Here is a 13,106-nt window from a genome sequence, read left to right as displayed (position 1 = left end):
CACGGTATGACACACTATTCAAATTTTGGAAATATTATGGTAGGTTCTAAAATATTGCTACCCGCTGTTAAAGTATAATCACGTATTAAATGCTTAAATAGACGTTCTTCTTTATTTACCCCTAACTGATCAAGCATTTTATTTGCTGAACTCGGTATAAAAGGCAGAAGCATTATCGCAATATAGCGTAAAACTTCTAGTAAAGCGTATAACACTTCTAAAGTTTTATCTGGATCGATTTTTTTCAAATTCCAGGGTGCTTCGCTATCAATATAGATATTTGCCTCTTCGGCCAAATTAATAATATTTTCAAGAATTTTATTAATCTCTGTTTTGTCCATCAATAAAATATTCTGCTCGACAACTTTACTTGCGGTTTTTAAAATCGGTAGCTCATATATTTTATCTATAACACCTTGCGTAAGCAAAGGCACTTTGGCGTCATTATTCTTATAAACAAAAGATGTAGTACGCTGTAATAAATTACCTATTTTGTTTGACAACTCGCTATTAATACGGGTAATTAAATTACTACGAGCAAAATTGCCGTCCGCACCAAAAGTTACTTCACGCATCAGAAAATACCTAACTTGATCAACACCGAATTCATCAATTAACTTAATCGGATCAATGGTATTACCAAGAGATTTAGAGATTTTCTGCCCCTCATTCGTCCACCAGCCATGAGCCATAATTGTTTTCGGCAGCGGAACTTCTGCAGCCATTAAGAAAGCAGGCCAATAGACGGCATGAAAACGCAAGATATCTTTACCGACTACATGTAAATCAGCCGGCCAAAACTTATTGTAATTACTTTGTTCGTCAAGATAACCGAGTGCTGAAATATAATTAGCCAGTGCATCAAGCCAAACATAAATTACATGTTTTTCATTATTTGGCACTTTTATTCCCCAGTTAAAAGTAGTACGCGATACCGATAAATCTTTTAAACCCGATTTAACAAAGCTAATTACTTCGTTACGCCTTGATATAGGTCTGATAAAATCAGGGTTTGCTTCATAAAACTCAAGCAATTTATCCTGCCATTTTGAAAGATTAAAGAAATAGCTAGGCTCTTTAACCCATTCAACTGGAGCACCCGTCGGTGCTAAACCGTCCCTCGTAAGTTCCGACTCATCAAAAAAAGCCTCATCTTGCACTGCATACCACCCTTCATAAAAACCTTCATAAATAGTGCCGTTATCTAGTAATTTCTGCCAAAAAACAGCTACAGCTTCTTTATGTCTGTGTTCCGTTGTTCTGATAAAATCATCATTGGAAATATGCATAGCAGTCATCAGATGACGAAAACTCTCGGATGTTTGATCGGTAAATTTTTGTGGGTCAATATTTTTATTAATAGCTGCTTTTTCTACTTTCTGCCCATGTTCGTCAGTACCTGTTAAAAACATTACATCGAAACCTCGAAGTCGCATGAAACGAGCGATTACGTCACTTGCAACGCTAGTATAAGCATGACCGATATGGGGAATATCGTTAACGTAATATATAGGGGTAGTAATGTAGTAAGTATTGTTCATAAATGCTTTTTTATTAACTCATGTACTTCAAGTGGACTTAAATCTGAAGCTTTAATTGTTTTTATTCTCTCAGGAAATCTATTACTTAATTCTTTAAAGCAATAATAGATTTTTTTATAAAAATCTATACCTCTTATGTCAAATTTATTGTTCATATTTCGTGAATTGACTCTCTTAATAGCAGTATCCGGCTCTATGTCAATAAAAAACGTAATATCCGGCATAAGAGAAGGCATTAAAGTTTTGTGCAGATTATAAACTAAATCTATGCCGTTTTCTAGCTCTAATCCTTGATAACATACAGTTGAGTCAATAAACCTATCACATATTACAATATGTCCCTCTTGTAGAGCTGGTATAATTTTCCGTACCATATGATCATAACGTGCTGCCATAGCTTGTAATAGCTCGGACATGGGTAGTAATTCTTCATGTACTAGAATTTCACGCATTTTTTCGGCTACAATAGTACCACCAACTTCACGAGTTAAAATAACGGGAGTATTTTGAGATTGTAAATATTCATAGAGCATTTGAGATTGAGTAGATTTGCCTATCCCTTCCCCTCCCTCAAATGTAATAAACTTTCCTTGTTTCAAATTATTCATTCATTACAATTACTTTAAGCTATAACTTTATAATCATATCTCTTAAAAAAATATTTACAAGGAAGATTACATACTTATATACTCCTACAAAACGAAGCGCTGTTATACGAAGATCCACTTGGGAAAGAGTAATCGGTCTGTAAGCCGAGGAGCAGAGCGTATATTAAACGTTCAGCATCCGAGGACTTACAAAGACATTGTCACCAATGTTCCAAATTCATCGAGTATAATCCATTATAAATTTTAAATTATTAATATATGAATAATGCATTAAGTAAAAGGGATTTTTCGATCCTAATCGGTAATGCGATGGATCATTTCGATACTGCACTTTATGGGTTTCTTGCTCCGCTACTTGCTGGTATTTTTTTTCCGAATCATGATAAAGTCGTTGCTTTAATACTTACCTATAGTGTTCTTGCTGCGTCTTTATTTACACGTCTCATAGGCTCTTATTTTTTTGGCGTAATTGCTAAAAAATACGGCGGTGTTTTTGCTTTATCTTACTCTTTAATCGGCGTTGCTTTAACAACTAGCCTAATCGGTTTAATACCTTCACATGCTCAAATAGGCTGGCTTGCACCGCTATTATTAGTGTTGCTTAGAACGTTGCAAGGAGTATATTCCGAGGGTGAATGTGCCATTGCTAAATTATTTATTTTAGAGAATAAAGAAGAAAAAAAAGCGTTTAAAGCTTCTTACCTTTATCAAACATCTACTATGGTCGGTATTATTCTTGCTTCATTTATCAGTACTATAGTTTTAAATGTAGAGTATAATACATATTGGCGTTTATGTTTCATATTTGGCGGACTTACAGCACTGATAGGTTATTTTTTAAGAAAGCACGAGGATATTGTAGTCAAGCCCTCATTTTCATCCCGCGGCTTGACCACGGGATCCAATAAAAAAGATAAAATTACTTTACGTAATTTTTGGATACTGTGGTCAAGCCACGGGATGACACCTGGGTCCTCTCCTCGCAATGACTTAGTATCATCACTATTACAAGACTTAACTACAATTTGGAACTGTAAACTAAGTATCTTACGCATTAGTGTTGCCATAGGTTTCTCATATATGACTTATATAGTACCTTTCGTCTTTTTGAATAGTTTTATTCCGCTTATCACTGATATATCACTCGAAATAATGATGAAATTTAATACTGAGTTTCTGATTTTTAATATGATTATGATTCCGATAATAGGGCATCTAACACAAAAGCTACATTACCTTAAAATACTAAACGGTACTCTTATTTTAATGAGTTTAAGCATAATTCCTTTATGGCTCTGCTTGAATAATGCATCTATATGGTATGTTAATTTTGTACGTATTTGGATTATAATACTCGGTGTCGGGTTCTTGGCACCTTTGAATTGCTGGCTAAATAATTCATTTAAAACTGCCGATAAATATATGTTAGTCGGTATCGGCAGTAGTATAGGTGCTTCATTAATCGGACGTCTTACTCCGTCAATCTGCCTAATGCTATGGTATGTAACCAGCAACTCTTTATCAATTGCAGTTTATATAACCGCAATATCGATGGTCACTTTATGGGCTGTTAGAGGAGTTGTTGCACGGGTCAATGTCATTCCTACGAAAGCAGGAATCCAGTAAAACATATAAAAATTAAATTCTTATATGTTTTTTACTAGCAATGTAATACTTACAGCAATATTAATGTTATTTTTATGGATTCCTGCTTTCGCAGGAATGACATCAAGAACATTATCTAATCCCTAACAAGACTGTTATTAGGAAAAGAATTTAATAAAACACCATACTCAAAACTAATCCGATATAATTATTAGCTCTGAATCTTGTCATACAATTGGCAGGATTTTCAATATCAAGAGTTGCTACTTGTAATATCAGTAAAATTAAAGCAGCTAAAATAGGTAAATAGTCGATATTATGGTTAGCCATTTTTGTTGCTAGAATAAATAACAATATAAAACCTATATAACATATATAAAGCCAAAGCTTAGAATGCTTGCTCTCTAAATATATACTTAACGATTTCACTCCTATTTTCTTATCATCTCTTATATCCATATATCCGTAAATCGTATCATAACCGATGGCCCAAAAACAGCATGCTAAATACATAATAATCGCTGCTATATCAAGTGTATCCTGAACTGCCGCATAAGCTATTAAGGCCCCTAGCTTAAATGTAAATCCCAAAAAGATTTGTGGGAAATAAGTAATACGTTTCATTAACGGGTATAGGCTAATCATTATTACCGCAAAAAAACCTATATATATAGCTGTTTTGTTTAAAAGTAGCAAAATACAAAGTGAGATAACGCTAAGAATAAAGAGTATCAAAATAGCATAAGAAACAGATAAAGCCTTGCTAGCTAAAGGTCGCTCTTTAGTCCTTGCGACATGCTTATCAAATTTTCTATCAAATATATCGTTAATAATACACCCGCTACTTCTAGCTGTTATACTACCTAAAATAAATAACGGTAATAAATGTATTAACTCCGTTCTTGAGGGGCTTGCAAGCAGTAACCCAAATAAAGCAGGAAAAAAAACCAGCAAATAAGCTACCAGCTTATCTGCACGCATTAATTTTAAGGTAAGCAAAAGTTTATCTAGAATTAGCATATTAAACTTTAAATAAATATGGATATTATAGATAATTTAAGATACAATACGCCACGAAATAAAGCTACTAGATTTTTATGGCTAAAAAATTAAAACATGATTCATTAGTAAAAATAATAATGAACGACCCGGTAGCAGCACAAGAATTTTTGTAATATTATTTACCCGATAATTTTAATAGTAGATTTATCAAAAATAACGGTAGAACAAGAAAGCTACATTGAGAAATCTTTAAATAAGAAATATAGTAATATAACATATAAAATTAGCACCAATAATAAAGAAGAAGCATTTGTTTATGTATTAGTAGAGGCCCAATCAACAATTGATTATTGGACAGCTTTGCGGTTATGGAAATATACACTATTATTATGTGAAAGACATAAGCAAGGAAAGGATAAATTACCGCTAGTCTATAATTTAGTTATTTACAACGGTAAAGAAATTTATAATGCTCCAAGAAATCTGTGGAGTTTATTTACTGATAGTGTGATGGCAAAGAAATTAATGGCGGAAGATTATCAATTAGTAGATTTGCAAGCTATGACAGATGATGAAATCGTCAAGAAAAAACATTTAGGTATGCTAGAATATATGATGCAGCATATCCAATATGCAGGATATGATAAAACTATGAGAGAAGTTTTGAACAGAGTTTAAGCATATTATAATATTGGATAAAGAAAAAGGTTATATTTACCTAAGATCGTTCTTATGGTATACTAACGCAAAATTATCAACACAAAAACAACCGGAATTAGTAGAAGTATTGGATACACATCTATTACCGCAAGATAAGGATACTATTATGAAAACTATCGCTGATACATATAGAGATGAAGGAAAGGTGCAGGGTATTGAGATAGGTAAAGCTGAGGGCGAACATAATAAGGCAGTAATTATAGCGAAGGAAATGTTCAGTCAGGGCTTTAAAATTCCTGTTATTGCCAAAATTACAGGTCTTCAAGAAACTTTCGTTCGCTCAATTGTAAATAAGTACTTAATCATGCAAGCACCACTTGCACAAATCCTAAATATCCATATCCTCCCAAAGAAAAGCATCTATTGTCATAATCACATATAACCTTTATAATAATATTCTTGAATCAACTACAAAATCTATGAAAGAATTTCCAAGAAATTATAATTTTACCGAAAATGAAAAAAAGTGGCAGCAAATTTGGCAAGAGCAACAAATTTATGCTTATAATCCAAACGTTGCAAAAGAAGAAACCTATGTAATCGATACTCCGCCTCCGACAGTTTCAGGGCAGTTACATATCGGTCATGTTTATAGCTATACGCAAACCGACTTTATTGTACGTTTTCAGCGTATGATGGGTAAAAATATCTTTTATCCTATGGGTTTTGACGATAACGGGCTACCGACCGAGAGACTTGTTGAAAAGCAGAAACAGATCAAAGCTTATAATATGGATCGATCTGAATTTATAAAAATTTGCGAAGAGGTAGTAGAAAGTGAAGAAGAAAAGTTTAGAAGTCTATTTAACCAAATAGCTTTATCGGTTGATTGGAGTTTAGAGTACCAAACTATTAGTCCGTTATCACGAAAAATATCACAAATGTCTTTTCTTGATTTAGTACAAAAAGAAGAAATTTATCGTACTAATCAACCGATTTTATGGGATCCAGTAGATGGTACAGCTCTTGCTCAAGCCGATATTGAGGATAAGGAAAAGACCTCTTTCATGAATTATATTACGTTTAAAACCGAGCAAGGAGACCCGCTTACTATAGCCACTACCAGACCTGAGTTATTACCGGCTTGCGTAGCCGTATTTTATCACCCTGACGATGGACGTTATAAGCATCTAGCAGGTAAATCAGCTATAACCCCACTTTTTAATGAGCAAGTTCCACTGCTTGCTGACCCTTTAGTACAACAAGCTAAAGGCACGGGACTGGTAATGTGCTGTACGTTTGGTGATCAAACGGATATTACTTGGTGGAAGACGCATAATCTACCTTTAAAAACTATTATCACTAAAAAAGGTACAATAGACTTCCAACATGAAACTTCTATAGATGGGTTGAAAATTAAAGAAGCTCGAACAAAGATAATAGATATTTTAAAAGAACAAGAGTTGCTTATTAAACAAGAAGACATCACTCATACCGTTAAATGTGCCGAGAGGTCAGGTGCTCCTCTTGAGATACTAACTGTACCGCAATGGTTCGTTAAAACTATATCACATAAAGAAGAATTGCTTAAAAGAGCGAATGAGTTAAATTGGCATCCTAAAAATATGAAGATTCGTTTAGAGAATTGGATTAATGCCATTAGTTGGGATTGGTGTATAAGTAGGCAGCGTTATTTTGGTGTGCCTTTCCCTGTTTGGTACTCTAAAAGAGTAGGTGAGGAAGGAAAAATCTTATATGCCGATGTTACGCAGCTACCTATCGATCCGTTAAAAGATTTACCTATGGGTTATAGTAAAGAAGAAGTAGAACCTGATTATGACGTAATGGATACTTGGGCAACAAGTTCCGTTTCGCCTCAACTTTCTACTCATGGGATTTCTGACGATTTCGCTGTTAATAAAGATAGACACGATAAATTATTTCCGATGGATTTAAGACCTCAAGCACATGAAATTATCAGAACTTGGGCGTTCTATACTATTTTAAAAGCTCATTTACACCAAAATACTTTGCCGTGGAAAAACATCATGGTAAGCGGTTGGTGTTTAGCTGAAGATCGAAGTAAAATGTCAAAATCTAAGGGCAATGTTTTAGTTCCTGAAAAACTGTTAGAACAATATGGTTCCGACGTGATACGTTATTGGTCGGCAAATTCAAAGCTAGGTGCTGATACCGCCTATTCTGAAGACGTTATGAAAAACGGCAAAAGGCTTGTTAACAAGCTATGGAATGCCGCTAAATTTGTTTTTATACATTTTGATAAACTGAAAGGTGAAGATAAAAAAGCGAGTTTACTCGATATTAAAGAAAAAATCACTAACGAGTTTGATAAATGGATGGTTAATAAGCTAGTGGAATTAGTTAAGCTAGCTACAAATGAGTTACAAAACTACGAATATGCAAATGCTATGCATCTGACGGAAAAATTCTTTTGGGTGGTATTGTGTGATAATTATTTAGAAATAAGCAAAACAAGAAGCTATGATGAGGAACACAAAAATCCACAAGGACAATATAGTAGCATATTAACTTTATATCATGTTATGCAAACGTTACTGAAACTATTTGCACCTTTCATGCCGCATATTACCGAAGAATTATACCAAATATTATATAGTGAAAATTCTATTCATGTTAAAGGTAGCTGGGTTAATTACAGTGACTTAAATTATGAAATCAATGCAAAAGGAGCAGAAGGGCTGCTTGAAATACTAGATATCGTCAGAAAATTCAAAGCTGAGAAGAATCTATCTATAAAAACTCCAATAAAATTGCTTGAAGTTAGCGGCATAGTATTATCTGCAGAATTAGCAGAAGATTTAAAAAACGTCACATCGGCAGAAGAAATACAATTTGAGATGAAAGATGATAAAATTAAAGTCAATATTATCCTTTAAAAATATTATAGGTTTAATATTAATTATATTTGCCGGGATATTTTTTTATGCTTATATATTAGAACATGACTGGCGATATGTAACCTTAAGTGATGAACAAGTAAAAAAATACAGGATTAGCGAGAAAAAAGCTATTGCCCTTTATCAGTTAATGAAAGACACTCATGAGCTACTTGGTAAGAATAATATTAATTATTGGATAGACAGCGGCACTCTGCTTGGAGCCGTTAGACATCAAGGCATAATTCCTTTTGACGATGATTTAGATATCGGCATTATGCATGAGGACGAAATACGTTTGCAACAAATATTACCACAATTTGAGCAACTCGGTTATACTGTTTCCTATAAGAGAGCTTATAATATATGCAAAAAAGCTTGTTTAGATATTTTCATTTTTCATAAAGAACAAAACAAATTTATACATACTAATTTAGCGGTTCGAAATAAGTATCCGAAGAGTTCATTTTATGATAATGAATTATATCCTTTAAAAAAATATAAATTCGGTAGTATAGAGGTTTACGGTCCCACTGATCCTATAGGAAATCTAAATAGGCAATATCCAGAATGGGATAAGTATGCAGTGATAGAGCAGCCCCATAGCTTACATTTACCTTTTTTATCGAATATCGAGAAAAAAACTAAATTTACATTAACGCCGGAATTGTTAAAACCGGCTCAGCCTTTTAGTCCTTTAGAGGATAGAATAAACTTTTAAACAAATTGAGATAAAAAAGTCATAACCGGTTGTTTTATATAGATTAAAAAATATTATATCAGCAGGGGAAATGTAATTTAAGATTCAAGATGATAAAATTAAAGTCAATATTATTCTTTAAAAATATTTTACGCTTAATCCTTACTATTTTCGTCGGTATATTGTGTTATGCTTATCTACTAGAACATAATTGGCGATATGTAACCTTAAGTGATGAACAAGTAAAAAAATACAGGATTAGCGAGAAAAAAGCTATTGCCCTTTATCAGTTAATGAAAGACACTCATGAGCTACTTGGTAAGAATAATATTAATTATTGGATAGACGGCGGCACTCTGCTTGGAGCCGTTAGACATCAAGGCATAATTCCTTTTGACGATGATTTAGATATCGGCATTATGCATGAAGACGAAATACGTTTGCAACAAATATTACCGCAATTTGAACAATTAGGATATCGTGTTAAACATAATAAAATTTATGTAATTTGCGGAGAAAGATGCTTAGATATTTTCGTATTTCATAAAGAAAATGATAAATTTGTTCATTTTAATCAAAGTATGCGTAATAAATATCCAAATGATTTTTTTTATGATTATGAGCTATATCCTTTAAAAAAATATAAATTTGGTAGTATAGAAGTATATGGGCCATCTGAATATAAAGAGAATTTGAATAGACAATATCTAGAATGGGATAAATATGCAATAATATACAGCCCTCATAGCTTACATTTACCTTTTTTATCGAATATCGAGAAAAAAACTAAATTTATATTAACGCCGGAATTGTTAAAACCGGCTCAGCCACTCGGACCGCTAGAAGATAAAGTGAATATAGTCAATTCAGCTACATTTAGTGGTATGTGCGAGGATACAGCTTATCATTAAATGTCGAATTGGTAATTACTATTTCGATATAAGCAACGAAATAGTCATATGATTTACATTTGCCTAGATTACCTTTTTTGCAAAAATTCATATCAAACAAGTTGAGATAAGAAAGTAATAGCCGGTACTATCCATAAACCCGGTTTATCAAAGCAAGAGTCCGAAATAGCTTGTTTATTTTGAATTACTTGAACACTAAACTCAGGGTTAAGTAATTCATGAAAATATTTTAAGCTTGAAGAAACGGTTGAGTCACTTACTTTTGCTTCCACTAAAATCCACGGTTGGTTATCTTTTGTTATTACTAAATCGACTTCACGTTTTTGTTTATCACGCAGATAGTATAAACCAAAAGCACCAAGCCCTGTTTCGTTCCAAAAATATACGGCTTTTAAAAGGTGAGAAGCTACAAGATTTTCAAATATCGTTCCTATATCTTTTATTTGCGATCAATCCCAAAGGTAAATTTGGGGCTCTTTTATCAAACTTTTTACAACATTTTTAGACCAAGGTTTGATAGCAAAACAATAATAATGCTTTTCTAGCAAAGAGAGCCATCTTCTTATTGTTTGGTCTGAAACTCTAACTTTGTTAGCAAGGTTTGTATAGCTTATAAATGAGCCTGCTTGCTCATTTATAATGCTAGCAAGTAATTCTAACGCACAAATATTGTTGATATCTTCAGTATTTCTTACATCTTCTCTAAATAATTGCTCGAATCTTTGATTACTCCATATTCTATGCAATTTAGCAGTTGCTTTTAAATAACTTTCTGCAAATCCTCCAAAATTTATTAAAGCTTCACATTCATCTATAGTGATATTTTTGGGGCTTTTTATATAATCAATGTCATTATCAAAATTTTTAGCTATTTCAGATACCGATAACGGATGCACGGTTAAACTTATATAACGTCCCATTAGGCTATCACCGCCTTTTTTATATATATTTAATTTGGCACTACCTGTTATAATAAATTCAATATTTTCTCCGAATTTATCATAAAATCCTTTTACAAGATTTTTCCAATCTTTATATTTATGAATTTCATCTAATATTAAGCACAGTTTCTTATCGGATATAGTAGAAAGTAGATTTTTAAAAAGTTCGGTGTGTTTGTTTAAGATTTTATTTCTATCTTCTAGATAATCCCAATTTAGGTAAATTGAATTAGGATTAGGCTTAATTACTTGTTTTGATATTGTAGTTTTTCCTACTTGCCTTGCTCCGCTTATAAATACAAGCTTACCGTAATTTGTTAGATATTCTTCAACTTGCTTTTTATATAACCTATCCATTATAATATTTCTATAAGTTTATAAAAATATTATAGGCTAATATCGAAATAGTCTTACTTGTAGTCTTGAAATTGAGCATTGCCTAGAAAAAGTTGTTTTATAGTTTAGCCTTCCGATGTCATTCCCACGAAAGCGAGAATGCTTTGTTGCGTGGACCAGTTTCCTAATTGTCATCCCGCGACTTGATCGCGGGATCCAGTTTAAAACATTAAAATTTTAGTATTTTAAGTTGTGTTTTTGGATATCGTGGTCAAGCCACTGCATAACACCGAACGGGTTTTTCGGTCCACACAACAAGACCTGCACAGGCATGACATAAAACGAGCCATGCAACAACACCTGCAGTAACTCACAATGACTATATCAACCTTTTCTAGGCAATGCCAAAATAATTAGTGCAAATTATGCGGTACTTTAGTATTATTTAACATTAAACTTTGCTTCATTCTATGCCTTATTTATTACCCACTATTATAACTACTCTACTTATTTTATTAGCGCTAATAATTTGGTTTTATGTAAAAACTCAAACCTTAAGGACACAGCTACAATTTTTATCAGAACAGAATCTAGAAATTAGCAATAACAACCAATTATTAAATCAAGAAAAGATAGGATATTTACAGAAAATTGAGCAATTGCAGTGTAAAATAGAATATCAAGCACAGACTATTAAGGATTCAGAAAAAATAAGAGAAGAGTCATTTTCATCGGCTAAAGCTGCGTTATTTGATTTAGGTCAAGATTTGTCTAAACAATTAATAGAGATACATAAAATGGAAAACACGGCGGCAAGAGAGCTAGCCGAGAAAAATATCGCTACTGCTTCAGGAAAATTTAATAGTGAGTTTGAACGGTTAATTACGATGGTGGGAGCATTAAATAAAGATATAGAGCAATCAAAAGGTACGGTTGATTTGATAAAACAGTCTCTGCTTTCTCCGATCGGGGCGGGGCTACTTGCTGAGATTACCCTTGAGAATATCTTAAAATCTTCGGGCTTACGTCCTAATTTAGATTTCATTATGCAATACGGTCTAACTACATTAGATAGCGGAAAGCTAAGACCTGATGCGCTCATTTTTCTTCCTTCCGGTAATTTAATGGTTATTGATTCTAAAGCTTCAAAGTTTCTTGTAGACGAGCAAGATAATAACATGAGTCTTAATAAAACTATGAATTACCATTTAAAATCTTTGGCGCATAAAGAATATGCCACAAATATTTTAACTAATCTAAACAAAAAGGATCAGAGCTTTAACAATGTTATTACTTTAATGTTTTTGCCGACTGAACAAGCGGTTGAGAAAGTTATTGCAGCCGACCCTGAATTTTTACAAAAAGCTTGGGGCTGTAATATCTTTCCGGTAGGACCTAGCGGCCTTATGAATATGCTATCATTTGCAAAATTTCAAATTACCGATCATCGCCGCTCAGAAAATTATAAGGTAATCATTGAAGAAGTGAGAAAGCTATTAAACTCCATCGGTACTATGGCAGATTATTCTCAAAAGATCGGTAATAACCTGCATAATATGGTTACTAATTACGATAAATTTGCTGCCTCGTTTAATCGTAATTTTATGTCAAGAGTAAAGAATATTCAAAAACTCGGTATTGATTCAGGGAATAAAGCCATGCCGGCTACCTTAGAGCGTTATCAAATCGTTTCCTCTAAATCTGAGATTATTGAAGTGGAAGCAGAAAATCCACCACAAATAGCAGAAAAATTATAAATAAATTTTTCTCGTAATAGGTAATTTAAATGTTAAAAAAACTTTCCATAATCTGTATAGCCATATTGTTACTATGTGTAAGCATATAAGATTAGAGCTCCTAAAAAAGAAAACAAACATGCTATAA

General features: G+C 33.0%; 10 protein-coding genes and 1 pseudogene. 7 read left to right on the top strand and 4 right to left on the bottom strand.

Going from position 1 to position 13,106, the window contains the following annotated elements; translation table 11 throughout:
* Positions 1–14: 14 nt before the first annotated feature.
* Both metG and tmk read right to left on the bottom strand, forming a co-directional pair.
* Positions 15–1,541 (bottom strand): methionine--tRNA ligase, encoded by a 1,527-nt coding sequence (gene metG, locus RSIB_RS01350; RefSeq protein ID WP_004997715.1) that lies wholly within the window; start codon positions 1,539–1,541, stop codon positions 15–17.
* Positions 1,538–2,149: a dTMP kinase gene (gene tmk, locus RSIB_RS01355; protein WP_004997714.1), complete on the bottom strand. Its 612-nt coding sequence runs from the start codon at positions 2,147–2,149 to the stop codon at positions 1,538–1,540. Before tmk ends, metG begins: the two co-directional genes overlap by 4 nt.
* Before the next feature lie 258 nt (positions 2,150–2,407).
* Between tmk and RSIB_RS01360 the strand changes: the two genes are divergently transcribed.
* Positions 2,408–3,775 carry an MFS transporter gene (locus tag RSIB_RS01360; protein ID WP_004997712.1) on the top strand — a complete coding sequence of 456 codons (1,368 nt, stop codon included), beginning with the start codon at positions 2,408–2,410 and terminating at the stop codon, positions 3,773–3,775.
* A gap of 150 nt (positions 3,776–3,925) precedes the next feature.
* Here the strand turns inward: RSIB_RS01360 and ubiA are convergent, their stop codons facing one another.
* Positions 3,926–4,774: a 4-hydroxybenzoate octaprenyltransferase gene (gene ubiA, locus RSIB_RS01365; protein ID WP_004997711.1), complete on the bottom strand. Its 849-nt coding sequence runs from the start codon at positions 4,772–4,774 to the stop codon at positions 3,926–3,928.
* A 156-nt stretch (positions 4,775–4,930) separates the two neighbouring features.
* On the opposite strand from ubiA, the gene RSIB_RS10620 reads away from it, so the two are divergent.
* The 5 genes from RSIB_RS10620 (at position 4,931) to RSIB_RS01380 (ending at position 9,945) form a co-directional block, all read left to right on the top strand.
* On the top strand, positions 4,931–5,434 hold the full coding sequence (locus RSIB_RS10620) for an Rpn family recombination-promoting nuclease/putative transposase (protein WP_410527974.1): 504 nt from the start codon (positions 4,931–4,933) through the stop codon (positions 5,432–5,434).
* A 13-nt stretch (positions 5,435–5,447) separates the two neighbouring features.
* On the top strand, positions 5,448–5,858 hold the full coding sequence (locus RSIB_RS10615) for an RpnC/YadD family protein (protein WP_004997702.1): 411 nt from the start codon (positions 5,448–5,450) through the stop codon (positions 5,856–5,858).
* A gap of 37 nt (positions 5,859–5,895) precedes the next feature.
* Entirely contained in the window at positions 5,896–8,334 is a 2,439-nt protein-coding gene (locus tag RSIB_RS01370) for a valine--tRNA ligase (protein ID WP_004997693.1), read from the top strand.
* Entirely contained in the window at positions 8,303–9,055 is a 753-nt protein-coding gene (locus tag RSIB_RS01375) for a LicD family protein (RefSeq protein WP_004997692.1), read from the top strand. The genes RSIB_RS01370 and RSIB_RS01375 overlap by 32 nt, the downstream gene beginning before the upstream one ends.
* A gap of 89 nt (positions 9,056–9,144) precedes the next feature.
* Complete coding sequence (locus RSIB_RS01380) at positions 9,145–9,945, top strand: LicD family protein (protein WP_004997690.1); 801 nt, start codon at positions 9,145–9,147, stop codon at positions 9,943–9,945.
* 92 nt (positions 9,946–10,037) lie between these two features.
* Here the strand turns inward: RSIB_RS01380 and RSIB_RS01390 are convergent.
* Positions 10,038–11,243 (bottom strand): annotated as a pseudogene (locus tag RSIB_RS01390) (ATP-binding protein).
* A gap of 449 nt (positions 11,244–11,692) precedes the next feature.
* Here RSIB_RS01390 and RSIB_RS01395 point away from each other — a divergent pair.
* The gene (locus tag RSIB_RS01395) at positions 11,693–12,979 is read left to right on the top strand and encodes a DNA recombination protein RmuC (RefSeq protein ID WP_004997685.1); all 1,287 of its coding nucleotides are present in this window, start codon (positions 11,693–11,695) and stop codon (positions 12,977–12,979) included.
* Positions 12,980–13,106 lie beyond the last annotated feature (127 nt).

This window comes from Rickettsia sibirica 246, from assembly GCF_000166935.1.
GTDB lineage: Bacteria > Pseudomonadota > Alphaproteobacteria > Rickettsiales > Rickettsiaceae > Rickettsia > Rickettsia rickettsii.
Note: the sequence above shows the minus strand (reverse complement) of the source record. Positions and strands in the feature narration are given on the sequence as shown.